Below are 24,262 nucleotides of genomic sequence, written 5' to 3'. Positions count from 1 at the left end.
TCTGGACGGTTAAGCATCAAGAGCCTTTAGGTCGTTTGAACTGTTTTAGTACAGATAGGTAAAGGTCTTTGGTATTGAATACATAGAACATCAAGATTAAATAGGTCAAAGCCATTACCGTCAAACTGACAATCACTGTAGCCCAAACGGTTAAAGTTGGCGCGATCGCTAACTTAACCCCAAAAGCGATCGCTCCTGCGATTAGAGATGCCAGCAAAGGATGCTTCATGGCTTCTAATAAATTGAGCATGGTGATAGACGTGCCGCGCGTTGCATAGTACATACAAGGCAATGTCTGCAATAGCTTGGCAATTGAATAACTTAAAGCAACACCGCGTGCGCCATAAGGTAATCCAAAGAAAAAAGAAATCACTAAGAAGCTGGAAGAAAATACTCCCCACTTGAACATCTGAGCTGTCCTTCCTGAAGAAATATAGAGCCAGCCAGAGGTATTCGTAAGTGGTTGAACGAGTGCAGATATACCAAGAAGCTTGAAGATTGTACCAGCCTCTCCCCATTGGGAGCCAAGTATCAGCTCGACCAATTCTTCGGAGACAATCATCATAAAGAGGACGATAGGCGTCGTCAAAAATCCGATCAGCGATAGTCCTTTTAAATAGTGATTGCGAAATTGCTGTGGCTCAGAATGCAATCGGCTCAGACCGGGAACGGCAACAGCGGTAATTGGGGAGTTGATTTGTTGCAAAGGAAGCATCATTAGGCTGTATGCTTTCGCGTACACACCTAGAGCCTCAGCACCCCACACCCGTCCGATTAGAATGTTGTCCAGGTTTCGGGCGCAGTAGTTAAGGACGCTGAAACCAGTGAGGTTGCCACCAAAAGCCAGCATAGAACGGACGCCTGAGCGTTGAGCAGGTAAGCCAGGACGCCAACCACACATTACCCAAACCCCAGCAGCCGTGACGATTGCCGTAGTCAGTGACATAAATACCAGCGACCAGTATCCAGCCCCATACAAAGCCGAAATAATCGCGATCGCTACCCCCAGCACGATGGAGACGATCTCAATTGCAGCGAGAGCGGTAAAGCGCATCTGCCGCCGAAGCAAGGCTTGGTGCTGGACGCTCAACCCACCAAATATAAATGCACTGGCAGAAACGATCGCAATCCAGGTGAGGCGCGGCTCACCATAAAACCAAGCGATCGCCGGTGCCATAACCGCAGTCAATAGCATCAGCAAGAGGCTCATCCCCACATTCACCCAAAACAGGGTGCTGACTTGCTTGTGGTTGATTTCGGCTCTTTGGATCGTCGCCGTTGACAGACCCATGTCATTGAAGAGAAACACAATACCCGTCACGCTAGTCACCATCCCAATTAGACCGTAGTCTTGAGGTGAGAGTAGACGAGCTAGCACAACCGTCGATCCCATTTGAAGTACAAATTTGCACCCCTGACTCACCATCGTGACTGCACCGCCACGAACCGAGCGACCTTTTAAATCAGCCTTCAGATGGTCAGTCTGAAAGTGCTGAGTTTGGTCAGGCTCAGATAGAATCTTTTTCTCTAATCTTGACAAATTGATACCTCTTATAAAACTCTTTGAAGCGACTAATTTAAAAATTGCTAATTATTTCTGATATTTATAGAAGGATTTAAACCCTTCTTCTAAATTCCCTCGCTTTGGTCGGTTTTTAAACTAAATTCAGGGCGTCTCCTTACCGATATTTGCTAAATTTTTACTCCAGCGTTGATATCGAAAATCACGAAATTTAGTAGATATCTGCCGAAAATAGTTAGCGAATTTAGGGGAAAGCGATCGCATCACCAGCCATTTCAGCAGTAAGCGCTGAGCGCTGCTATTTAGGAGCATTTTTGGATACAAACGAACTGCCGTTTTTAGTTTGTAACCCGCTTGCTTAACTGCATCAGGATCTGCTTTACGAGTTAAATACAGATCGGCGAGGTGCTGATAAACATTTGCTAAACTCTGGTTCTTGAGAGATTGCAACTCTGCTGGTGCTGTCTGAAAAGCCTTTTCAAGCGCCATCAGATTATATTTTTCCCTAACCTCTATTTTGGAAGAAATTGAGCCAGCTACTTGACGATAAAAAATCTGATGTTGAGGAACCAGAACGTAAGACCACTTAGCTGCTAACCTGAGCCAGTAATCCCAATCATGAGTAGATTTCAGTTCTGGATCGAGTTCCCCAACGGACTCAATTGCTTGCTTACGAATCAGTGGAATTGACCCACAAACTAGAAAATTGCTGACTAATAATTGTGGATAAACATTTCCTTCAAAATATACGGGTTGCTGCACATATAAAAGTTTTCCTTTTTCATCTATAAAAGAAGTCCAGCTATAAGCTACTCCTGCTTCTGGGTGCTTTTGTAATTCTGCAAGTTGTAGTTCTAGCTTGTCTGGTGTCCATAAATCATCTGCATCGATAAAGGCAATAAATTCACCTTTAGCGTGAGCTAAACCGCGATTGCGAGCGACGGCGGCTCCGCCATTTTTATAGACAAATACTTTTACCCGTTCATCAACAATTCCTTTAAGCAGTTCTACGCTTTTGTCACTCGATCCGTCATCAACTAAAATTATTTCCAAGTCTGAAAATGTTTGCTGCTGAACAGATTTAACCGTTTCCAAGATTGTTTGTTCAGCATTGTAGACCGGAATTATCACTGATATTACTGGCATTTAGTTTAACCTTTGTGTAAGTCTAATAAAAAAATGTTATCTTAATTCCCCTCAATCATCAGTAAACAGTTTAAAGTTCTGTTTTGACTCTATAACCGTTTTCAGGAATATTGGTCTCAGCGAATAAAAAGCTAGGAAACTTTTCTTTGATGCTAATTCCTAACATAACTAACCCAGGCCAATAAACATAGGCAAGAGCCTCTATATTTTCCCCAAAAGTAAACATAAATATCACCAAGATTATACTTAATCCTACTCGTGAAACTCGACTGCTTTGCGACTTAATTACTAAATCTATGAAGCTCCAAGCCAAGGGAATGACAAGTGCCGTAAACCCTACGATTCCTTTCGTTACCAGAAGACCAAACCAAGTATTGTGAGAACCGATTGGCTTGAATGTTGCAACAGCAGGCCCTTTAAATTCACCAATTCCATGTCCCCATATAGGAGCTTCTTTCCAACGTTCTACTGCTAGGCGAGCCAATATATCTCTCACTCTGGAAGAGCCTGCTCTTGCCTGGTAGAACATATCTGAGAAAGCTCTAAATGAATTGATTAGCCAGGAAGAAAACACTCCCATAACAAAACTGGCGATTCCGGCTATGAGCTGTATATAAGGTTTCGTAAAATTTGATAAAGCCCAAGTAGAAAATATGACAAAAGGAAGAGATACAATACCTAGGCGCGAAACCGAACCCACAATCATTGCAACCGCGCCAATCATGCCAATGAATCGCCATTTTTTGTTCGATTCTTGCGCTGCTAGAAAGAAATAGATATTTCCTACCATTCCCAAGGCAGGTGCCCAGGGCGTAAACAATTCAAGACGAACTCCACCTCCTTCAGGATCGAGACCGTAGAGGTTAACACTGTAGTAGGCAAGACCGCTACGTTCTATGAGCCGCAAAGGGGAAGTGTAGATATGAGAAGGTAGGTGTAATCTAGACGCTGTATAGCAAACGATCACAGCAATTAAGCTTTGCAGACAAAGTATGCAAGCTGCTCTATAAATTATCTGTGGTCGAATTTTTAAACAGCCTGCAAGAGGAAATAACGCTAAGGGAGCATATCTTACAACCCAATTGATTGATGAGTTCAGAATTTTGCCTAATCCTAGATTGAAGTTCATGTGAGCAGCAATTAAAGCCACCTCCATGACTAAGATACAAATGATCCACACCCAGATTGTTGTGGGAATGGTTATTTTCTCCTCAGTGGGCGTATTCTCTGTTTGGTTCCACAGTTTCTTTCCTACACGCCACAAGAAAAACCAAGCTAGTATAGGCACTAAGGTCATTTGTAGCCCAAGAATGTGAATTACATAAATCCAGGTAATGTAATACCAAATCAACTTTTCTTCAAGATTTTGAGGTTTCATTGATATCTGGTTCATGCATCTTGGGTCTAATCAAAACAATATTGTTGCTGCGGTTTATCTCCTGAAATCTGAATCGATTTCCAGTGATTACGGACTGGTATCCAAGTAGGTATGTTTAACTAGCGTAGAAGACCGAGAAATTTTGCGATCGCGCAGCCACAGTAACAGTAGTCCATTAGTACAAAACAAGGAACCTAAGGCTGCACCTAGCAGAACTAATTTCTTATTGGGGGCACTCGCAGAAGTTGGAATTGTAGGCTCTGTAAAGATTTGAAGTTGGGGATAAGAGGAAGATATATTCGACTTGCTCAAATCCAATCTCGCTAAAGTAGAAGAAAAAACTGCTTCGGCAATTTGCACATCCCGCATCAGGTCGGCTAATGAAACCTCTTGCTGTGCAAGTGACTTGAGCCGATTCTCAAGTAGAGCAAGCTGTTGGTTGAGCGATCGCGCTTCTGCTTGGAGTCCTTGTGCCTCTGTCTGCACTGTCACTAACTCTAGGAAAAGAGCATCCCGCGAGGTTCCCGATCCACCACTTTTGCTCAGGTTAAGTTCTTCTAGACTTGCTATCGTAACGGGTCGCTTTAAAAGAGATCGCCCCTGCCTCAGTAAAGCCGTTTGAGCGGCATTTAGCTTTGCCTGCTGCTGAATTAGAGCAGGATGATCGGGTAAAAACTTTGATTGCAAAGCAACGAAGAGGCTGTTCGCTTCACTATAGTCTTGTAAGTATTGTTGAAATAGGGAGTCGGCTTGAAGAACAAAAGCATCTGCTGCTTGTTTAGCCGATAAATCTAAGCTACTAGATAGTCCTTGCAAACGAGCATTCGCATCTTGCTGTTTAGCTAATACTTCAGCCCGCTGTCGGCGTAGCTGTTCAATATTTTGTGAAAGGTTCGTAAGTTGATCCGTAGAAGTTAAACCCGAACGCGCTTTGTACTCAGATAGGCGTGTTTGCGCTGCTTTTAATTTTTTTTGGGACTCCCCAAGGGTGGATTGTAGCGTTTTATCCTGCTGAGCGGCTTCCTTAATTCTCAGTTCGTTGATTTTTACTTGCAAGGCTTCGTAGAGCGCTAAAGATTTTTTATAAGCTTCGTCGGGAGTCGTTCCTTGAAACTCAAAAGTCATCAGCGTGGTGTTGTCTAATACTTTAGCTCTGGGTTTACCAAAATCTTGCAAGGGCATATTGAGCTTATTAGCAGCAGTCTCCAAGACCGGCTTACTGAGAGCTAGAAATTTATAGTTCTCTCTGGGATCTTGATTCGTACTCATGTAGGGAGAGTCGCTTTTAGAGGAAGCTTGCCCAATCCCTGGCAGGTTGATATTGCTGGCTGAACCGGCTGAGGGTAAACTAAGCGCTAACTCAGTGCTGTAATTGGGTTTGGTAACTTTTATATAATATAAAGCTCCTCCCCAAATAGCTGCATTAGTTAATAGTCCTAAGACTAAGTAACGCATCCAATTTCCTTGAGACCTTGCTGATTTTGGGGAAGATTTAGAAATACTTGCAGAGTCAGTAATAGCCAAATCTTCATGGGGAGAGGTAATCGGGCGTTTCATAGTCAAAGAATTAGGCTTACACTAGGGTTATTGCGATTGTTTGTCTCTTTGAATAGCTAGGCTCAAGGACTGAATGGCAATCTTGATTCAATAGTTTTGTATAACCTTCGCTTATTAGAGTATACACAGCCTTTACTTCGCTACTTTTTAGGAGTGGTTTATCATTGCTCTCGTGAAGAGATTGAGATAAAACGCTTTGATATTTTCAGTTTCAAACAACAGCTAGGATGCAATTTCAAGAGCTATTTAGAAACTACTAAAAAGCCTTTTGATTGACTGCAATTGCAACATAGAATGTTTTTCTATCCACCCTATAATTTGTTTTTCGCTAGTCATTCGCTTTTCGCATTAGAAACACCCGGAAAAAGCTTAGTTACTCGTATTTAAGAACAGCCTAGATTTCAATGAAATGATTCGGTTCAAAGAATCATTAAACATAATTTTAGTGTCATCTCATCGTAAGGGGCTTTACATAGCGAAACATCAGTCCAGAGGATGATTATGGACTGCATGATTTTTTTTAACCAAAGTGCAAATCTAGCGAACTAAAAACGTGTTGAAAGAGGCACAGGCAGGTTGTTTGAGCAATTGCTCGTGAGATAGCGATCGCTCTGTTACGGTGACAAGTAAAGTGATTAAGCGATCGCTATCTCAGCAATGAAAACTTCATCAAAAATTGCACAAAAATCGTGCAACTTTACCTAAACTTTACAGAATTTGGATTGATTTTGTGATTCGATGAGCCTCTATATCTTAATCACGATCGCTCACTTCGTTACTGTAAATTTATACCGCAAAGGGCGACGAAATTAACAAATTTTTGTTCCCATGCCGCTCTTATTGAATTATCGATTCGCCAGGATAAACAAAAGCGATCGCCCCAAGAGAGCGATCGCTTTCCCAGCAAATACTACACTACAAACGTTAACTATTCGGACGTTGGATAATCGTTTCTGCAACGCGCCGCTTGGCCTTGGGGTCAATGCCAATGAAGCGCACATACTCCCCATTATGCTCGCTCAAGCTAGCTTCCAAAGCAGCGATCGCTTCCGATGCATTTGTTGTCTGAATGGGATCGCCGCTTTGCCAAGATTGGCTGCGGAACCGACGTGCATTTGCGTGTTCTATACCAATGCGATAGCCTTGGGCAAGTAGATCCCGGATCTGTTGCTGCACCTGTGGACTAATTCGGGCACTATTTACCTGAGTGTTGCTGCTGTGACCGTTACCTCGGTCGGACTCATGGGGGTGCGATGGCTCGTTCGCCAGTTCATTACGGACAACGGTCTTCCGATTTTCCGGGGGTATGGATGACATCTGAGGCACATCCCTAACTTCTGGAGTCACGGAGCGTCGGCTTGTATTGTACTCCTCTACCAAGCGTGAATTCTGAACTCGCTGCTGTTCTTGAACCATCAGGTTGCCAAACTCGATTAAGCGAGAAAGAGTGAAATCAGGCTTTTTGAACACTGGTGGTCCTTCAGCACTGTTTACTACCCTAGTAGAAACCCGGTTAATCCCAATGTCGTGGATGAAAGAGCGGATTTGTTCATCGTAAATGCGCGATCGCACTGCACCAAAGAAATCAATCGCTTGATCGGGAAAACGATCGACTAACTGTTCAATCTGACTGCGAGATAATCCATCTGGCTCAAAAATGCCTCCGACGATGCCAATCTTGTCATCTCTATCGGGTTCCCAGTGGAATTTTTCCATCCGACCATCCCGAATCAACGGCGCATACAGGGTGGCGAAGTCATTGCCTGTGACAATAATCGGCACTCTGGGTAGCGGCGTGGAATCATAACTGCCAGGAAGTTGCACATCTGTAGGTTTATCAGCAATATTCATCAGCGTGCCATTCACCAGCTGAGTATTCACCGTATATTGGGTGCCTTGATCGAAGCGCCCTGCCCCAGCATCCAAATCATTGATCATTAGCACGCACATCTTGCCGCGCACCTTGATCAAGTCTGCTGCTTCCCGATAGCGCAGGCGGATCAAACGCCCGGGATCTCCTGCATCTGGACTTTCCAGTTCCCCTGCCGACATATGGACAGCTTCAATGCCCATCCGCTCAAATACTAATTCACACTGAAAAGATTTTCCCTCTCCCTTCCGTCCGTGAACTCCGAGAATCAGAGGAACTCGTACTCCAGGGAGGTCAAGAAAATTTTTGGTGATATGAACCGCCAGCTTGTCTAAAAAGCGGGGAGAAATGTAGTAGGTCATAGTCTGTTAAAGTGAATGCTCCGATTGCTAGGCATCAAACAAACAAATTGGAGAGGTAGATTGCTCTGCCTCTCCAATTTTGCACGAGTTAACGATGAGTAGGTTGGGCAGTGCCCACCTGACTAATTAAGGTTTAGTAACCTCTTTGGTTTGGCTTCCCAACGATGAAGCTGAGAACTTGGCACTGCTTGATGTTATCAAAGCCCATGACTCGGACATAGGCGTTGGGGTTCTCAGAACGGCAAGCTTTGATTTCAGTGAGAACTTCTTGGGTTGTCGTAGCATTGAACAGAGGCAGTTTCCACAATGTCCAGTAGTGCTGTTCCGGTGCAGAACTATCGCTGAATTCAACCCCTGCAATATAGCCTTGGTCGAGGATGTATTGGATTTGCTTGTTGATTTGCGCGTCGGTAAGCGCTGGCAAATAGGAAAGAGTCTCGAAACGAATCTCTTTAGGCAGAGTTCTCATAGTTGTGTGGTCTTCCTTGTAGGTATGTCTGCTAAGTGGACGCTTGATGCGGTCTAACGTCCAAAGTTGAAGAGTTCTGTCAGATGACGGTCGAGGTTATCCAGACTCGCCTGGTGATTCAGTTTGTTGTTCCGGCTGGAAGCTGGGGTCAGGTAAAGTAAGTAGCGTAATTCGCTCGAGATGTTGACGCCGATATTCGATATTAGATTTCTCAATACCAGTGCGAGTCATCTCAGGTAAAAAGTCTGCTACTTCCTCTGCAAGATGCTGGCGCACAGTCATAATCCGAAGCGCTAACTCTGGATTTTCTTTGAGTAATTCCTTGACGTAGGCTTCTCCATCTTGGATGACGCCCGTTTTAGAAAAGTTACTCAGCCAAATTGCCAAAGGAGGATTTGTTTCGCTCAACTGAGCCACGATATTTTTCACTGCCTGATAAGTCAGGTAGCTAATCAGTGTCTTAGCCGTGTCTTTGGCAATTTGCTTGAGATCCATATTTGACCCCAGACCTAAAGAGTTCTGAATTTTGAGTGTTGAGTTTGTTTAAGTTTAACTCAGCACTCAACAATCATGACTCTGTCATTAGATTACAGAGTATCCATTGCCTCGAACTCGAACTTGATTTCCTTCCAAAGTTCGCAAGCAACCGCCAACTCAGGACTCCACTTACAAGCTTCGCGGATCACGTCGCCGCCTTCGCGCATCAGGTTGCGACCTTCGTTACGAGCTTGGACACAAGCTTCCAAAGCAACACGGTTGGCGGTTGCACCAGGTGCGTTACCCCAGGGGTGCCCAAGGGTTCCACCACCGAACTGCAAGCAGGAGTCGTCACCAAAGATTTCCACCAGAGCAGGCATGTGCCAAATGTGGATACCACCAGAAGCCACGGGCATCACACCAGGCATAGAAGCCCAGTCTTGGGTGAAGAAAATACCGCGAGAGCGATCTTCTTCAATGTGGTCTTCACGCATTAGGTCAACAAAGCCCATCGTGATGCCTTTTTCGCCTTCCAGTTTACCAACGACGGTACCGGAGTGCAGGTGGTCTCCACCAGACATCCGCAGACACTTGGCGAGAACGCGGAAGTGAATACCGTGGTTCTTTTGACGGTCAATCACAGCGTGCATAGCGCGGTGAATGTGCAGCAGGATACCGTTGCGGCGGCACCACTTAGCGAGGGTGGTGTTAGCAGTGAAGCCACCCGTCAGGTAGTCGTGCATGATGATCGGTGTGCCGATTTCCTTAGCGAATTCAGCCCGTTCCATCATTTCTTCGCAGGTGGGAGCAGTCACGTTTAGGTAGTGACCTTTGATTTCACCTGTTTCAGCTTGAGCTTTTTCGATGGCTTCTTGAACGAACAGGAAGCGATCGCGCCAGCGCATGAAAGGCTGGGAGTTAATGTTTTCGTCATCTTTGGTGAAGTCCAAACCACCGCGCAGGACTTCATAGACGGCACGACCGTAGTTCTTAGCTGATAAACCGAGCTTCGGCTTAATCGTACAACCCAGCAAAGGACGACCGTACTTATTCAGTTTGTCGCGCTCAACGGTAATCCCGTGAGGAGGGCCTTGGAAGGTTTTGAGGTACGCAACAGGAATTCTTAAGTCTTCCAAGCGCAGCGCACGTAAAGCTTTGAAACCAAACACGTTGCCCACCAGAGAGGTCAACAAGTTTGTAACAGAACCTTCTTCAAACAAATCCAGGGGATAAGCAATATAGCAAAAATATTGGTTGTCTTCGCCTGGTACTGGCTCGATGTTGTAGCAACGACCCTTGTAACGATCCAGGTCTGTCAGCAGGTCTGTCCATACTGTTGTCCAGGTACCTGTGGAAGATTCAGCAGCAACAGCAGCTCCAGCTTCTTCTGGAGGAACACCAGGCTGAGGCGTAACCCGGAAAGCCGCCAAGACATCAGTATCTTTGGGGGTATAGTCTGGGGTGTAATAGGTGAGTTTGTAATCTTGAACCCCGGCCTTATACCCAGTCTTTGTCTGAGTTTTTGTTTGAGAGTAAGACATGTCTTCCTTCCTGAGGGAATCCTGAATGTTGTTACGGGTTTAAGCGATCCCATAACTTTTTTCTTTATTAATTTTTAACTATACCAGCAAGGTAATAAGTTGATATTCTAATCTTCTTTTTGTAAACATAAGCTTTACTTATTGCCTATAAATCTATAGGTTTTGTTACAAATAAAGACTTGACTTTTGGAAACAATTAGTAAACGAATAAAAATCACTGAAAATAGCGATCGCGCACCGAATATTATAGGGTCGTTGTTTTTTGTTGGGAATGCTAAAAAAAGTTTCTCTCCTAGCCGCATCCTTGATGCTGGCAGCGTGTAGTGCGATCGCTGTATCCAACCATCTGCCGCTGAGTACATTAACCGATGTGACGGCCTCTCGCCGCGATCCCGCTTCCATCGGGACTCAAGCAGCCCCATCCGTGACAGCGCTACCAGAACCTCAGTGCCAAGGAGAAATCCCCAAATCGCTCCAAGCAACCTTGGGCGAGTATCGCTTGGCGCAAGAATCTGACTTTGTCGCTTCCATTCGTGCATACGAGCGGGAAAATCCCGGACAGCGAACGACTTGTAGCATTTTCACCGCTGACTTCAACGAAGACAAGCAGAAAGATTACGCTCTATTGTTAGTCAACCCTAAAAATAATAATTTTCGATTTTTGATTGCCATTACCCAGAGCAGCGGACAGTTCGACCCCGCCGTGGTTAAGGATTTCAGCCATCTTCCAGAGTCCTCACAAGGCACTATTTACACAGCGATTAGCTTCAAACCACCCGGAGAACTCGGACCAGCCGCCCGCGAATATTCTCCTTTGAAATCTGGAACATCCGAACAGCAAATTTTTAAAGCAAAACCAGCAATTGAACTCTGGAAAGCACTACCAACTGATTCCGCTGGTGTACCTCAATATTTAGAAATTGGCACTCTTGCATACTGTTCAAATGCTTTCTACTTTGTCAATGGCAAACTAAAAACATTTGGCGTTTGTGATTAATTTGTTGAGTAAATATACTCAAGTTATGCAATCCGCGATCGCGACTTCGTTGTAATTTTTCAATCTGTCGCTAACACAGGCTTAAATGTAGTAGGAACTTATATTTCAGCTAAATGAAGAGAGGCACGTTAGCAAAGCCTCTTCTAAGGAGATTAGCGATGGCATTCTTGAGTGAGCGTATCGGTTTGTTTATTAGTGCTACGCTGCTTTCTTTAAGCCTACCAGTATGGGGAATCATCCAATCAGATTCACAGACCCGTGGTAGTGGCGTACTAGCTCAACAATCTACGGAGGTAGACCGGGGAGATGACCTACTCACCTATCCACCCTCATCGCCGCCGCCTGGAGGTCGTCCCTTGCCCCCCGAACGCCGACGGCAAGAAGCCACCCCCCTACCCGCAGATTTTCGCGTCACTGCATTGCAACCGGGTTATACCGGCAGTCTCTGGGTTGGTTCCTGGCAGAGTTTAGCGCGGATAAATCCGAGGACAGGCAATGTTTTGGCTCGGATTGCTCTACCGAACTATACCATCGGCGCGTTAGCGCAAGACCGAGTGGGACGAGTTTGGGTGGGAACTTACGAAGGACTGCTGCGTGTAGATCCCCGCAGCAATGAAGTGACGGCGCAAAATTTCACCTTACCGTCTAACCGGGTGTTGTCGCTATTGACTGACCAGCGGGGTTATCTGTGGGTAGGAAGCGATCGCGGTCTTGCCATGATCAGTCCCGACCAGGGATTGTTAATGACAACGGTGCAAAAGCTTCCCGGAGTGTCAGCGAATGCCCTCACCCTCGACCGCGAAGGTCAGCTGTGGGTTGGAACCCTAGAAGGATTAGTGCGAATTAATACCGCCAATGCCTTTGTGATGAAGCGGCTGAGGGATATTCCCGGCACCACAGTGCAAGCTCTCACCCTAGATCCACAGGGACGGATTTGGGCAGGAACGCCCAGCAGTTTGCTAGTCATTGACCCGAAAACCGGGGATGTGCTGCGGTCGGTGACGCCACTCAGGGGACGCAACGTTACCGCTGTGCGCTTTGCCCAAGATCGGAGCGTTTGGGTAGGGACAGATAATGGTTTATTGAGATTGAATCCGGATACGGGTGCGGTTCTGGATCGAGTTGGCGACCTCCCCTCCAGTCGGATACTCTCTTTATCAACGGATGTTGCCGATAAGTTGTGGGTGGGAACCAGTGAAGGACTCGCTTGGATTAGCTTGACGACGGGGCGCGTGACCCCGCACTTAGCCTTCGTTCGGGGAGAAGAGTAAACAATTTGTCAGGGTCTACATTAACGGAATAAGTCAGCCGGAAGTTGAAGTCTGTTACAGGTTGTTTGAGTCATTAACAGATTGACGCTTCCATGCTGAAAAAATTTGCCAAAACTGTTGTAAGTGCAGCGATCGCTGCCACGGCTTTCTCTGCGATCGCTCAAGCTGCTAGTCCAGCAGACATCCGGATCAATACCATCCGATTAGAAAATACCCTCGATGCCAGTGCTAACGTGCGACTGGGTTACTTTGAAGTCCCCGATCGAAACACAACTGTTTCTGCTTTCGGGGGTGAGATGCGCCGCTACGATGTCCACATGGCGCGGATGATTGCCTTGAGTCATCGATTCTACTGTCAGCAACCCTATTCTGCTGGAATTGAAAAGGTAGTCGTTTGGGATTACAGAGCTAACAATGGCAGAATCGATATGGGTACGTTCAATATGCCTTGTACTCTGGTAGAACAGGTAGTGAACACCTATGGTCTTGGTGGAACAGTGCCGATGGAAGTCGAACTGACTGACGGTTCTGTAGGAGTTTTTAACATACAGACCCTAGATATTGAAGACGGCTGGGAAACTGACGATTTTCTAAGATTTGTGCAAACGATGAAACCGGAGCGCTGAAATAGTTGTTAATTTTTACAAGTAGGGTGGGTTCTAGCCTATCCCTACCAATGATTAACAACCTTCTCAAAATCGCATCTAAAAAATGGCAGTCACCACCCAGCAATTAATCCAGTGGAAACAACAGGGGCGTCCCATTGTCGTGTTGACAGCTTGGGATTATGCGATTGCGCAACTTATAGACGCCGCTGGAGTGGATGTGATTCTGGTGGGGGATTCCCTAGGGATGGTGGCACTCGGTTATCAGACAACCCTGCCGGTGACGCTAGATGAAATCCTACACCATGCCTCCTCCGTGCGTCGCGGTGTCAAACAGGCGTTAGTCGTGTGCGATTTACCATTCTTGAGTTATCAAGAAAGTCCTCAGCAAGCGATTCACTCAGCTGGGAGAGTATTAAAAGAAACCGGCGCTCAGGCGGTGAAAATGGAGGGAGGATATCCGGCAATGGTGGAAACGATTGCCAGAGTCGTGCAAGCAGGCATTCCGGTAATGGGTCATGTGGGTCTGACTCCTCAATCAGTACATCAGTTAGGCTACCGACAGCAGGGAAAAACACCAGAAGCGGCAGAGAAAATTTTACAAGAAGCGATCGCGCTGGAACAAGCAGGTGCTTTTGCGATGCTTTTGGAGCATATCCCATCCGATTTGGGATTGCAGATTACCCAAAAATTATCGATTCCGACGATAGGAATTGGGGCTGGGGTGCATTGCGATGGACAGGTACTCGTTACCGCCGATTTGCTGGGGCTCTCCGAACGCCAGCCGCCCTTTGCCAAATCTTACGCCAATTTGCGAGAAACAATTACCCAAGCAGTGCAGAATTACGGTAGCGAAGTGCGATCACGTCAATTTCCAGATTCCCCACAATCCTAAACAGCATTCCTAAAATTCTTATTTCAACGCCAAGGTACGCAAAGAGAATCCTTCTTCTGCGTACCTTGGCGTTCTTAACTTTTGGGTTCTTTGCATTTAAAAACAAGCTTGTGTGGCTAGGATACCGGATCGAAAGGTTCGCAAAAATTTTTCACACCCTGCTGAGCCACATACATCAAAACGGGCGTTACTAAAGGGCTTGGGCAAAGTTTTGTGGCTGCCAAATGCCCCATCATCCGGGCAAATTTTCCATTAACCAGCTCATCGCGAAATTCTTGTTGGCAGATAACAGCGCGGCATTTTTTAGTTAAAATCGGCAACCATTCTGCGTTTGCTATCTCTGGTTGCTGTCCGACTCGAATTGCCAGCACCATCGCCGCATCTTCTAAATCTCCTTCACAATCCTCGATTACATCCAAAGCTGCTAGAGCGTCTGGATAATCTGCCAATTCGGAGCGAAAATTTTCAATTTCTGCCGATGTAACGATAGTCATGAGATTGTTATTCAAGGTAGCCAATCTGGAATTCAGATAGGCAATTATAACTATTGTGCCAAAGCATTGCCATTGTGGTGCGACAAAAAAAGGGCGGGCAGTGCCCACCCCCACTTGTTTGTAGAAACACCGACTTATCCCATCTTCTGGTCATCGGTGAAGCTTTTATCGCTTACACACCCACCAGTTCCAAGGCTTCGGAACCAGCAAGCTGTCGGGCGATCGCAAGACGTGTTTCCAGCTTGGCAACGCTAAACTGGTTGCGGAGATACTCCAGGTGAGCCACCGCATTGGCTTTTTCAGCACTTAAGCGCATCATCGTATTCAGCGCCTGCTGATACTCCAAATTCACCATCAGTAATTCAAAGCGACGCGCCTTGCGTTGATTGTCATTTTTCAAATCTTGCTCAAATGCCACCGTTTTGTCAGCATTGCCTTCCATGCGGTTAATCACCAGATGAGCGGCGGCAAGCTGAGCATCCACTTCATTCACAGTATGAGCAGCTTGAGCGATCGCAGCGGGATATTGACTCAGTTTCATTTGCATCTTCTTCTTGAAGAATACTTGTTGTAAAAAAAAATCTGTACTAGTCCACCAAAAGCGGACTTCCGTAGCGTCGGTAGGCGAACGGCACTGCCTTGTCCTAGTGTCGTCCGGACATGAGAAGCTGTAAAAAATTTTTACTAGCCTTCATGAAAGGCGGCTGCGTTCTTGTAGCCCCACCCTCGCCGGATTTCAACTTTAAACCGGAGGGCGGGTTTACAACAACGATTGCTGAAATGCCAAATTAGTTGGTATTCCGCCTCTATGCGACTAATTCCTTGAGCTGCTTCGGCGTCACTTGCACATCCAGATGAACGCGCTCTGGTTGCAGATTTGGTGCTTTTTCCAAAACTTGGACTTCAATATGGACAGCTACCAGGTAAGAACCGGCATCCGCTCCCACCGCTTCGGCAATCAAACTCGCCAAGTCTGGGCGTTCAGCAGTGATAGGGTTTCTGAGAGTGCAACGATCCCAGTCATGCTGAGCAGTCGGATTCAGGCTGAGAATGTAGTGCTTGGTCATGGCTTGAATACTTGACTCCATGTGGGGTTCAGGCGGTTTCTCGACTGGATTTGCCTACCCTTCTATTATAGTACATTAGTACTAAATTGGCGAGTGAGATTCGTGTTCATCTATCTGAGATTTTGCAGGCAGAGAACGGTTAAACCAAATCTCCTGCTGGGGTAGCGGGATTGGCACGCCCGTCTCATCAAAGGCGATTTTTAGACGGCGGCGGAACTCCCGCGCCACGTCCCATTGCTTCAAGGGCTGGGTTTTAATCCATACCCGAATCGTGACGCCCCGTTCTCCAAAATTATCGACTCCCAGGACTTGGGGTTTTTCCAGAATTTGCTCTTGCCATGTCACGTCACGGCTCATTTCTTGGGCAATGGTGTCAATCAGCTTCAGCGCCTGATCGACATCGGCATGGTAGGCGACAGGGATATTTAAATCTGCCCGCGACCAGTTGCTGGAAAGATTAGCGACAATTTTGATTTCACTGTTGGGAATCGTAATCAATCGACCCTCAGCATCGCGTACCTGAGTAATCCGCAGATTGATGTTTTCTACCAAACCGCCTACGTCGCCTACAGCAATCACATCGCCAACCGCATACTGGTCTTCCACAATGATTAAAAACCCATTAATCGCGTCCTTGATCAGGTTTTGGGAGGCAAGAGACACCGCAACGCCAACCAAGCCAGCACCGGCAAGTAAGGGGGCAATCTCCACGCCTAATGTGGTCAGGGCGACCAAGCTACCCACTCCTAACAAGACTAGGGTGGTAATACTTTTGGTGACACCGGAAATTGTCGAAACTCGCAGTTGCAAACGGCGGGAGGCTTCGGGCGTGAGTAAATAGCTGCTGGCTAAAGCGCCAGCGAAGCGGTCGATCAAGACGTAGCTCAAACGTATGACAACATAAGTCCCTAGTCCGACAATCCCCAGTCGCAAAGGGATTTGGAGAACGTTGAGCATCAAAACCTGTAGGATGCGGGTGTAGGGGAATAAACCAAGCCCGATGAGGGTTCCTCCGCCCCAAATACTGGCTTGCGCCATTTGATACAAGCGGCGCTGAACTTCTTGTAAATTCCCTTGTTGTTGTTGAGCCAGCTGGGTTGTGACCGGATGACCTGTAGGTGTAGTGGTGGTGCCGGTTAACCGTTGTCGCGATCGCTTGGAACTACTGTGAATCGCGCAGCTACTCACAATCATTGCTACCAAAAACCCGCCCGCGATCGCACCTCGACGAGTTAAAAACTGCGGTTGTCGCTCCCGTTTCGCCCGTTTCAGTCCTTCTTGCAAGGATTCTTTAAGCTTTTCTGCCCGTGTATCTAAGTCTCCCCCTTGTAAATCGGCATCGGGTCGTGTCACTGTCAGCAGGGGTTGGTCATTGACATAGATGACTGGCAAATTATTTTGCTTTTTGCTTTCAATTTGAAGTTTTGAGGCATCCTCCTGCAAGTATTGGCTGCTAATTGTTTCCAATCTCTGCTGAATATCTTGGATACGTGTGGGTAATTCCGACTGGGGTGCGGCGACTTGAAACAGACAGCGACCATCCAAGCGGATGCAACCAGACATGATTCGGCTTTGTGCATCGCTACTGGGTAGGCTAAGCGCGGGTAGTTCCAAATTCTGCGGAAGTGGAATTTGAGCTTGGATTGGAGATGCTACCCAACCAGTCAACAGAATTGTTCCAGCGATCGCCCAAGAAGATTGAGAAGGCATTTCAAACCTCCGAAATGCATTGAACACAGGTATTTGGGTAAACTTAAGTACATTTGCTTACTTAAATAATCCCCACCCAGCCTAACAACCCCTTTGTCAGGTAACTTCACACCAAAGCGAGAAGTTAAGCAACAACTTGGCAGAGTAAGGGTTCTAGCTCGATTTTGAATTTCTCCCAGCCTCAAACCTTTGTGTGGCTGGTGGGGTGGGGCTAAAAAATCAGGCTACCTTTTTAGCGGTCTAGTCGAGTAACCTAGTAAAAACCCGCAACTTAAATATTTGTTGAGCAAGCAATTTCATGACTGCAACTGTTACTCAGCCCAAGCACGAAGTCAAAGACCTCTCCCTCGCACCTCTAGGTAAGCAACGGATTGAATGGGCAGGTAGAGAGATGCCCGTGTTGAGACAAATACGCGATCGCTTTGCCCAAGAAAAACCCCTCGCTGGGATTCGGTTAGTCGCCTGCTGCCACGTCACAACTGAAACCGCGCACTTGGCGATCGCTCTCAAAGCCGCTGGTGCTGATGCCCTCCTCATTGCCAGCAACCCCCTCTCCACTCAAGATGACGTGGCTGCTAGCCTGGTTGCCGATCATGGCATCCCCGTATTTGCCATCAAAGGCGAAGACGCTGATACCTACAGTCGCCACGTGCGAATCGCCTTGGATCACAAACCCAACATCATCATTGACGATGGTAGTGATGTGGTCGCTACTCTGATTCAGGAACGTCAACACCAGATTGCAGATTTGATTGGCACCACCGAAGAAACCACAACGGGCATTGTCCGTCTTCGTGCCATGTTCAAAGATGGTGTTCTCACTTTCCCCGCCATCAATGTTAACGACGCTGACACCAAGCACTTCTTCGATAACCGCTACGGTACCGGGCAATCTACTCTGGATGGGATTATTCGCGCCACCAACGTTCTGCTCGCTGGCAAAACGATTGTTGTCGCCGGTTATGGCTGGTGCGGCAAAGGCACGGCACTCCGGGCGCGGGGAATGGGTGCCAATGTGATTGTCACCGAAATTGACCCCACCAAAGCGATTGAAGCGGTGATGGATGGCTTCCGAGTGCTGCCAATGGCAGAAGCCGCCCCCGTAGGCGATTTGTTTATTACTGTCACTGGCAACAAGCACGTCATTCGCGCCGAGCATTTCGATGTGATGAAAGACGGGGCAATGGTTTGCAACTCCGGTCACTTTGATATTGAAATTGACCTCAAGTCGTTGGGTGCCAAAGCGACTGAAGTCAAGGAAGCGCGGAACTTCACCCAAGAATACCGCCTCCAGAATGGTAAATCGGTTATTGTGCTGGGCGAAGGGCGTTTAATTAACTTGGCGGCTGCGGAAGGACATCCCAGCGCAGTGATGGATATGAGCTTTGCAAACCAAGCTTTAGCTTGCGAACACCTCGTCAAGAACAAAGGCAACCTGGAACCTGGATTGCACTCCATTCCAGTCGAGGTTGACAAAGAAATTGCACGGCTGAAGTTGCAAGCAATGGGCGTTCAAATTGATAGCTTGACACCCGACCAAATTGAGTACATCAATTCTTGGACTTCTGGAACCTAAATCGGTAAGGGTGGGCAATGCCCACCCTTCGTCATCATGTAGTAACAACTCAGGATTGCCACTTATCCGGATTGTTTGTTTGTATTACCGAAAATTTTGCAAGAACAGCTCAGTTGTAGAAACTGACCCAGAAAACGTTAGGGTTACTCAACAGCTTTTCAACCTCACGAGATTTTTAATGCAGTCAAGCTGAGCTTGCTAAAAACTGAAACCTGTCTTTAGTAAAAAAGGGTAATTAAAAAATGATTGCTACTTCAAATTGCCAATAAAACTTTCACCGCAAAAATTGAATATTGCAAATTTACGATGAAGATTTAGATAAATCAATTTTCAGATTCTCGAAAACCTGATAAAGTTAAGCAAACTTAGCTTGTTCACTAAACTTAACAGTTTAATTGTGACGTTAAGACAATGCGATCGCGAGAAGTATTGAAATTTTCAATTAAAATAACTGTCCCCTAATACCCAACACTGACTTATGCAGGAATGGATAACGAACACCATGAATTCCCTCGGTCACTTGGGAATTGGTCTACTGATGTTTTTGGAAAATCTTTTTCCCCCCATCCCTTCAGAACTGATTATGCCCTTAGCAGGGTATGTCTCAACGCAACCAAATAGCAAGATCCACTTTTTTGGAGCGATCGCAGCAGGGGTAATCGGCACGATGCTGGGTGCATTGCCGTGGTACTACGTGGGTAAACTCGTAGGCGAAGAAAACTTAAAGCGATTAGCGAATAAGTATGGCAGGTGGATCGGGTTATCCAGCAAGGATATTGACAAGGCAGATAATTGGTTTGATAAGCACGGCGGTAAAGCAGTGTTTTTCTGCCGTTTGGTTCCTGGAGTTCGCACTTTAATTTCGCTTCCAGCAGGCATCAGCGGGATGCCTTTATTGCCTTTTTTAATCTACTCAACCCTTGGCACTACATTATGGGTGGGTTTGCTGACTTATGCCGGATACGCACTAGGCGAAAACTATGAGCTTGTAGATGAGCATCTTGGGCCTGTTTCTAAAATTGTGTTTGTGATTCTTATTGTCGCTTTTGTTGTCTGGTTAGTTAGGAAAAAGCAAAAAAACAAAGGCAACAAGCAAGCGTGAAGAGGAAAAGCTTGGTTATTTACAAAGAATCATTGATTCCCAGAATGGCTAAGTCATTTTATAGGTGTAGCCATCCTCAATGATTTGTGAATCTCTGTAGAGACGCGATATATCGCGTCTCTACGGGCAAATATCCGTTTATAACTTAAATAGGATTGCTATAAAAAAATATTTAAGAACTAGGGTACTTTCCGAAAAAATTTAATTGGTTCAAGCCAAATTTACTCAATAGCTACCCTTAACCCTACTTGCTCAGGGTTTTTTTCACGCGGAATTTTTTTATAAAAATGTTAAAGACTCCCTAATACCAATCACTTTTTCGATGCTACATCTCTGAATTTCCCAAACCAATCAACAAAGGGGTGCCAGACCGAACTTTTGCAGAAATAGAGCGAAAGGGTATAAGCAAGAAAGGAGTTATATTGGAGCGTTTTTCACAAAATTTTCGCACTTTTCGCACTTTTGCTCCAAAATTGCCGTATTAGCGCTGTGCAATCGCGAACGTTTTTAGCTTACAACTGGATCTGGCATTTTTAAAACTTTATGTTAAAACTTTAGAAATATCGAAGCGATCGCAATTGAGTGGAGCGATCGCTGACAACAATTATTGAAAAAACTTCAATCAGTCTCAAGCTGTGTTAGAACCGGAGAGATCGGTAAACAGAGCGCATACGCTACGCGACCCCTGCGGAGTTTTCCCTTGAGCGAAGCCTAGCGCGTTGCGGTAGAAAATACCCTACGCGAAAACAAGGAGAAAAGAGAATGATGTCGGGACAACATCAGCGAATTATTGGCTACTTTATTGAAGAGGCAATTGACCACCTCAATACACTTGAGCAAGGTCTCCTGGATCTACAAGGCACTATCGAAGACCCAGAAAAGATTAATCAGGTTTTTCGAGCTGCTCATTGTATCAAAGGTGGTGCAGCAATGCTGGGATTCCTCAGCATTCAGAAAACGGCTTACCGCCTAGAAAGATGTTTCCAGGTCTTCAATGCTTGTCCCGTTAGGATCGATCAAAAGCTAGAGTCACTCTTACAACGGGTTTTGGATACCCTAAAAGCTCTGATGCAGGAGCTTTCTTGGTCTTGTGGGTTGAATGATGAGCTGACTCACAAGATGATGTCGAAAGTTGAGCCAGTTTTTGAAGAACTTAATAATCATCTCAATCACTTGTTTATTGAAGGAACGAAAGAATATATCCAGACAATTGAGCAAGGATTGCTGTCCGAAACAAGCACGATTAAAGACGCAGAAGAAATCAACCAGCTTTTTTGTGCTGCTCATTCAATTAAAAGCGGAGCAGCGATGTTGGGACTCACAAGTATTCAAGAAACTGCTCACCATTTAGAAAAGGGATTCCAGGTTATAAAAGAGTATCCAATTCAGGTTGATCAAAAGCTAGATTCATTCTTGTTGCGGCTTTTGAAGACGCTACAGGCACTTTGGCAGCAGTTACAAAGAGCGCTTGGTCTAACTGAAGAAATAACAGGCAAAATTATGTCGGAGGTTGAGCCAGTTTTTCAAGAACTCGACAATCACTTGAGATTGCTGGTTATTCAAGCAGGATTTGTTCGCACCAATCTGACTCTCGTAGCCACGGCGGGAACGCAACGGATTGATATATGTGGTTATTTTACGGTTGAAGCTAAATGTACTCTTAAAGTCATTCGTCAAGCTGTCAGTAAAGTCGGAGGCAGAATCACGGGTTGCCAATGCATACCGGGTGCTATCAACGACCACTTTTTCGGGGAACCAGAGGGAATCAACGACCAGCTCTCGATAGGCGTGTGGCTACCAACCTTTTCCTGTCAGCAAGAGCTTCGAGACACGATTCCGTCTGAGGGTGGAGTCATTGAAACCGTTCATATAGAAGCGCTCCAGACCTGTCGAAGATGCCGTTTTTACTACGGACAGTGCGAAATTGTCTGTGCGGTTCATCCTTCTGGCCCCAAAGAAGAACCTTGTCGGGATTGGGAACAAGGGGATGATTGGATAGGGGAATTATGGGCTTAGGTCGCTGATATTTTAAGACTTAGGCATCAAGAAGCAAATGAGCGATCGCTTTTCTCTGATTTCATCCCAGAACAGATAGCGATCGCATCATCATCAATTCTAAAACGCCTCTGGATCAATCCCCAGCAACCAGCTACTTAAATCAACACTCATTTTGCATTAACCCCTGCCACTTCCGAGAGCCGAAGACCCCCTATATTTTGGCAGTAAAAAGTTGCGTGATTTTCAGGACTACGACCAATTAGCTCGATAATTTGTCCTGCTGAGTTTTGCCAAAACCATTGGCATAGAGAATCACCCTTAAGAGGCTCTCTAGACAATGGATGAAACCCTTTTTTCTCCCAAACTAAACCAGCACTCTGCACATCGTCTACGCGAATCGCAATATGGTGGACGCCAGTGTTTCCCCGCTCATGTAGGAATCGGTCAAGTTGATCGTCTGGTGCGTGGGGCGCAGCTAGAACCACCAATCCCCCCGACGGCATCAATATTGTCAACAAGTGCAACCATAAATCATTGGTAATTACATAAGTTTCAGGACAAAATTCGATAGGAAAGAGTCCTGGCCCTTCAACAATCTGACCGCCCAATTGACACAAAGCTTCAGCGTAATTTTTGAGACGTGTAAAATCAGGAAAAGTCAGGACAAAGTGATCCACTTGCACTCGTTCACCATACACATTGGTGACAAATGACCAGCGTTTGAAAAACTCAGGAGTGGTCAATTCTGCCTTGAACTCCAATAAGCCATCTTTTTGGGAAAAAGGTGAGTCTAGGTCGGAATTCAAAGTTTTATCGTTTCCTTTAGGTAGCTCTAATTTCGTCATTTATCTACCCTCATTTTTCTTTAAATCCAATCGGTAGATGCTGGTTTGTAAATCCAGCCTTTGTTAGAAGCTTCCTCACTCCACACTTTTAAAAACACTTACTCCAGCAGATCTGGTTGTTGACGCACAATCATGTCGTAGAGTGGTTGAAAACTAAACCACCCCATGTGGTGCGACCCCACTTGGCGATACGTCAAACGAGCCATATCCGAGTCAATCAGGACAGGCTTCCCAGCCGCCTCTGCCATTAGCTGTGCCTGACAGGAGCGATCCATTGTGATAAACCACCAGGCAGCTTCATCGACTGAGTGACCTACTGTGAGCAGCCCGTGGTTGCGGAGGATGAGAGCTTTTTTGCCGCCTAAAGTGTCGGCAATCCGCTTGCCCTCCTCTAGTTTGAGAACGACGCCCGTGTAGTCATCAAACAGCCCGTGGTCTTCGTAGAAGCTACAGGCATCTTGCGTGAGAGGGTCAAGGAGGCGACCCAGACTTGACCAGCTTTTGCCGTAGGTTGAATGGGAATGTGCGGCTGCTACAACGTCGGGACGGGCGGCGTGGATGCGGGAGTGGATGGCAAAAGCTGCCTGATTGACAGGCTTATTCCCCTCAACGACCTCACCTTGCTCATTGACGAGAAGCAGATCGCTGACTCGGATGAGACTGAAGTGCATCCCGAAGGGATTGACCCAAAAACGATCGCGGTGTTCGGGATCGCGGGCAGTGATGTGTCCGGCGATGCCTTCACTAAAGCCGAAACGAGCAAACAGGCGAAATGCAGCAGCTAGGCGTTGTTTGCGATGGAGGCGTTCATCTTCGATAGAAGCAAAGGTCGGCGGCTGGGGAATATTGATAGGAATGTTTAATGTCTGCATAGATTTAGCCTGTATAAATCGGTTGTTGCAAAGATGTTTGATTCGTGAGTGTATTGTATTTTGCCAGGAATTCACTAGAAAATCGTTAGCGATCGCTACCGATGGGCGGCGATTGAGCGCAGGAGTTTTTCAGGCGAATACAAGGCTTTCTCTAAAGCTGCTGCCCGAATTTTGAGTTCTAGAATTTATTTTTCCTTGGTAAGGAAGCCATTGCAATCTGGGCAATCGCTAAAATTATTTATTTCTTTAGCTTTATTCCTAGCTAAGCTGAAACTAATTGGGGAGAGTTTATTGAATGCAAGAAGAATTTTATTGGTAATTCTTCTTTTATTTTAAACGTCTTTCTTTTAAAGTGCCATCCTTGACTAATTCATAAATTCATATTTCGTAGCAAAAAATTTAGCAGAAAATTTAATCTTTCTTAATTGTTCATAAAGTAGCGATCGCTCATCTAACTCCTTTAATTGTTCGGCTCAAGAGAGCGATCGCGCTTCAGCCAACTAACTTT

General features: G+C 46.0%; 21 protein-coding genes. 7 read left to right on the top strand and 14 right to left on the bottom strand.

Annotated elements, in window-relative coordinates; genetic code table 11:
• Positions 1 to 16: 16 nt before the first annotated feature.
• From NC996_RS04120 to NC996_RS04085, 8 genes are all read right to left on the bottom strand, one after another.
• Entirely contained in the window at positions 17 to 1,540 is a 1,524-nt protein-coding gene (locus NC996_RS04120; RefSeq protein ID WP_199302851.1) for an MOP flippase family protein, read from the bottom strand.
• 126 nt (positions 1,541 to 1,666) lie between these two features.
• Positions 1,667 to 2,668: a glycosyltransferase family A protein gene (locus tag NC996_RS04115; RefSeq protein ID WP_190682256.1), complete on the bottom strand. Its 1,002-nt coding sequence runs from the start codon at positions 2,666 to 2,668 to the stop codon at positions 1,667 to 1,669.
• Between the two features lie 70 nt (positions 2,669 to 2,738).
• On the bottom strand, positions 2,739 to 4,046 hold the full coding sequence (locus NC996_RS04110; protein WP_190682253.1) for an O-antigen ligase family protein: 1,308 nt from the start codon (positions 4,044 to 4,046) through the stop codon (positions 2,739 to 2,741).
• An 87-nt stretch (positions 4,047 to 4,133) separates the two neighbouring features.
• Complete coding sequence (locus NC996_RS04105; RefSeq protein ID WP_348259977.1) at positions 4,134 to 5,501, bottom strand: hypothetical protein; 1,368 nt, start codon at positions 5,499 to 5,501, stop codon at positions 4,134 to 4,136.
• 1,026 nt (positions 5,502 to 6,527) lie between these two features.
• On the bottom strand, positions 6,528 to 7,835 hold the full coding sequence (locus tag NC996_RS04100; RefSeq protein ID WP_190435472.1) for a ribulose bisphosphate carboxylase small subunit: 1,308 nt from the start codon (positions 7,833 to 7,835) through the stop codon (positions 6,528 to 6,530).
• 133 nt (positions 7,836 to 7,968) lie between these two features.
• Positions 7,969 to 8,304 carry a ribulose bisphosphate carboxylase small subunit gene (locus NC996_RS04095; protein ID WP_190411165.1) on the bottom strand — a complete coding sequence of 112 codons (336 nt, stop codon included), beginning with the start codon at positions 8,302 to 8,304 and terminating at the stop codon, positions 7,969 to 7,971.
• 96 nt (positions 8,305 to 8,400) lie between these two features.
• Positions 8,401 to 8,799, bottom strand: coding sequence for a chaperonin family protein RbcX (locus NC996_RS04090; protein WP_190411164.1), 399 nt, complete (start codon positions 8,797 to 8,799; stop codon positions 8,401 to 8,403).
• A gap of 92 nt (positions 8,800 to 8,891) precedes the next feature.
• Positions 8,892 to 10,322, bottom strand: coding sequence for a form I ribulose bisphosphate carboxylase large subunit (locus tag NC996_RS04085; RefSeq protein WP_190411163.1), 1,431 nt, complete (start codon positions 10,320 to 10,322; stop codon positions 8,892 to 8,894).
• Between the two features lie 271 nt (positions 10,323 to 10,593).
• Between NC996_RS04085 and NC996_RS04080 the strand changes: the two genes are divergently transcribed.
• The 4 genes from NC996_RS04080 (at position 10,594) to panB (ending at position 14,090) form a co-directional block, all read left to right on the top strand.
• Complete coding sequence (locus NC996_RS04080; RefSeq protein WP_190682250.1) at positions 10,594 to 11,319, top strand: hypothetical protein; 726 nt, start codon at positions 10,594 to 10,596, stop codon at positions 11,317 to 11,319.
• 158 nt (positions 11,320 to 11,477) lie between these two features.
• Positions 11,478 to 12,590, top strand: a complete 1,113-nt coding sequence (locus NC996_RS04075; RefSeq protein WP_190428494.1) for a two-component regulator propeller domain-containing protein — start codon at positions 11,478 to 11,480, stop codon at positions 12,588 to 12,590.
• Between the two features lie 92 nt (positions 12,591 to 12,682).
• Positions 12,683 to 13,216: a hypothetical protein gene (locus tag NC996_RS04070; RefSeq protein ID WP_190428493.1), complete on the top strand. Its 534-nt coding sequence runs from the start codon at positions 12,683 to 12,685 to the stop codon at positions 13,214 to 13,216.
• A gap of 85 nt (positions 13,217 to 13,301) precedes the next feature.
• Entirely contained in the window at positions 13,302 to 14,090 is a 789-nt protein-coding gene (gene panB / locus NC996_RS04065) for a 3-methyl-2-oxobutanoate hydroxymethyltransferase (RefSeq protein WP_190435481.1), read from the top strand.
• A 116-nt stretch (positions 14,091 to 14,206) separates the two neighbouring features.
• Here the strand turns inward: panB and NC996_RS04060 are convergent, their stop codons facing one another.
• From NC996_RS04060 to NC996_RS04045, 4 genes are all read right to left on the bottom strand, one after another.
• Complete coding sequence (locus tag NC996_RS04060; protein ID WP_190411158.1) at positions 14,207 to 14,584, bottom strand: hypothetical protein; 378 nt, start codon at positions 14,582 to 14,584, stop codon at positions 14,207 to 14,209.
• 172 nt (positions 14,585 to 14,756) lie between these two features.
• On the bottom strand, positions 14,757 to 15,125 hold the full coding sequence (locus NC996_RS04055) for a hypothetical protein (protein WP_190411157.1): 369 nt from the start codon (positions 15,123 to 15,125) through the stop codon (positions 14,757 to 14,759).
• 265 nt (positions 15,126 to 15,390) lie between these two features.
• Positions 15,391 to 15,651: a hypothetical protein gene (locus NC996_RS04050; protein ID WP_190411235.1), complete on the bottom strand. Its 261-nt coding sequence runs from the start codon at positions 15,649 to 15,651 to the stop codon at positions 15,391 to 15,393.
• 81 nt (positions 15,652 to 15,732) lie between these two features.
• Entirely contained in the window at positions 15,733 to 17,361 is a 1,629-nt protein-coding gene (locus NC996_RS04045) for a mechanosensitive ion channel family protein (protein WP_190682247.1), read from the bottom strand.
• Positions 17,362 to 17,659: 298 nt separating this feature from the next.
• Between NC996_RS04045 and ahcY the strand changes: the two genes are divergently transcribed.
• The 3 genes from ahcY (at position 17,660) to NC996_RS04030 (ending at position 22,055) form a co-directional block, all read left to right on the top strand.
• A complete protein-coding gene (ahcY, locus tag NC996_RS04040; RefSeq protein WP_190411155.1) occupies positions 17,660 to 18,937 on the top strand; it encodes an adenosylhomocysteinase in 1,278 nt (425 codons plus the stop codon).
• Between the two features lie 478 nt (positions 18,938 to 19,415).
• Positions 19,416 to 20,039, top strand: a complete 624-nt coding sequence (locus tag NC996_RS04035) for a DedA family protein (protein ID WP_190430793.1) — start codon at positions 19,416 to 19,418, stop codon at positions 20,037 to 20,039.
• Between the two features lie 762 nt (positions 20,040 to 20,801).
• Complete coding sequence (locus tag NC996_RS04030) at positions 20,802 to 22,055, top strand: Hpt domain-containing protein (RefSeq protein ID WP_190682245.1); 1,254 nt, start codon at positions 20,802 to 20,804, stop codon at positions 22,053 to 22,055.
• A 149-nt stretch (positions 22,056 to 22,204) separates the two neighbouring features.
• Here NC996_RS04030 and NC996_RS04025 read toward each other — a convergent pair whose 3' ends face one another.
• Together NC996_RS04025 and NC996_RS04020 are read right to left on the bottom strand one after the other, a co-directional pair.
• Positions 22,205 to 22,882: a VOC family protein gene (locus NC996_RS04025; protein ID WP_190430882.1), complete on the bottom strand. Its 678-nt coding sequence runs from the start codon at positions 22,880 to 22,882 to the stop codon at positions 22,205 to 22,207.
• A 98-nt stretch (positions 22,883 to 22,980) separates the two neighbouring features.
• A complete protein-coding gene (locus NC996_RS04020; RefSeq protein ID WP_190682242.1) occupies positions 22,981 to 23,754 on the bottom strand; it encodes a class II aldolase/adducin family protein in 774 nt (257 codons plus the stop codon).
• Positions 23,755 to 24,262 lie beyond the last annotated feature (508 nt).

This window comes from Trichocoleus sp. ST-U2 (assembly GCF_039961875.1).
GTDB lineage: Bacteria > Cyanobacteriota > Cyanobacteriia > Cyanobacteriales > FACHB-T130 > FACHB-T130.
This window is presented reverse-complemented; position numbering and strand designations above follow the sequence as displayed.

Excerpts from the sequence above, each read along its gene's own strand:
- NC996_RS04110 (WP_190682253.1), bottom strand. The coding sequence starts at position 4,046 with ATGAAACCTCAAAATCTTGAAGAAAAGTTGATTTGGTATTACATTACC.
- NC996_RS04055 (WP_190411157.1), bottom strand. The coding sequence starts at position 15,125 with ATGAAACTGAGTCAATATCCCGCTGCGATCGCTCAAGCTGCTCATACT.
- NC996_RS04105 (WP_348259977.1), bottom strand. The coding sequence starts at position 5,501 with ATGCGTTACTTAGTCTTAGGACTATTAACTAATGCAGCTATTTGGGGA.
- NC996_RS04020 (WP_190682242.1), bottom strand. The coding sequence starts at position 23,754 with ATGCAGACATTAAACATTCCTATCAATATTCCCCAGCCGCCGACCTTT.
- NC996_RS04085 (WP_190411163.1), bottom strand. The coding sequence starts at position 10,322 with ATGTCTTACTCTCAAACAAAAACTCAGACAAAGACTGGGTATAAGGCC.
- NC996_RS04045 (WP_190682247.1), bottom strand. The coding sequence starts at position 17,361 with ATGCCTTCTCAATCTTCTTGGGCGATCGCTGGAACAATTCTGTTGACT.
- NC996_RS04070 (WP_190428493.1), top strand. The coding sequence starts at position 12,683 with ATGCTGAAAAAATTTGCCAAAACTGTTGTAAGTGCAGCGATCGCTGCC.
- NC996_RS04115 (WP_190682256.1), bottom strand. The coding sequence starts at position 2,668 with ATGCCAGTAATATCAGTGATAATTCCGGTCTACAATGCTGAACAAACA.
- NC996_RS04060 (WP_190411158.1), bottom strand. The coding sequence starts at position 14,584 with ATGACTATCGTTACATCGGCAGAAATTGAAAATTTTCGCTCCGAATTG.
- NC996_RS04035 (WP_190430793.1), top strand. The coding sequence starts at position 19,416 with ATGCAGGAATGGATAACGAACACCATGAATTCCCTCGGTCACTTGGGA.
- NC996_RS04080 (WP_190682250.1), top strand. The coding sequence starts at position 10,594 with ATGCTAAAAAAAGTTTCTCTCCTAGCCGCATCCTTGATGCTGGCAGCG.
- NC996_RS04030 (WP_190682245.1), top strand. The coding sequence starts at position 20,802 with ATGATGTCGGGACAACATCAGCGAATTATTGGCTACTTTATTGAAGAG.
- NC996_RS04095 (WP_190411165.1), bottom strand. The coding sequence starts at position 8,304 with ATGAGAACTCTGCCTAAAGAGATTCGTTTCGAGACTCTTTCCTATTTG.
- ahcY (WP_190411155.1), top strand. The coding sequence starts at position 17,660 with ATGACTGCAACTGTTACTCAGCCCAAGCACGAAGTCAAAGACCTCTCC.
- NC996_RS04050 (WP_190411235.1), bottom strand. The coding sequence starts at position 15,651 with ATGACCAAGCACTACATTCTCAGCCTGAATCCGACTGCTCAGCATGAC.
- NC996_RS04025 (WP_190430882.1), bottom strand. The coding sequence starts at position 22,882 with ATGACGAAATTAGAGCTACCTAAAGGAAACGATAAAACTTTGAATTCC.
- NC996_RS04075 (WP_190428494.1), top strand. The coding sequence starts at position 11,478 with ATGGCATTCTTGAGTGAGCGTATCGGTTTGTTTATTAGTGCTACGCTG.
- NC996_RS04100 (WP_190435472.1), bottom strand. The coding sequence starts at position 7,835 with ATGACCTACTACATTTCTCCCCGCTTTTTAGACAAGCTGGCGGTTCAT.
- panB (WP_190435481.1), top strand. The coding sequence starts at position 13,302 with ATGGCAGTCACCACCCAGCAATTAATCCAGTGGAAACAACAGGGGCGT.
- NC996_RS04090 (WP_190411164.1), bottom strand. The coding sequence starts at position 8,799 with ATGGATCTCAAGCAAATTGCCAAAGACACGGCTAAGACACTGATTAGC.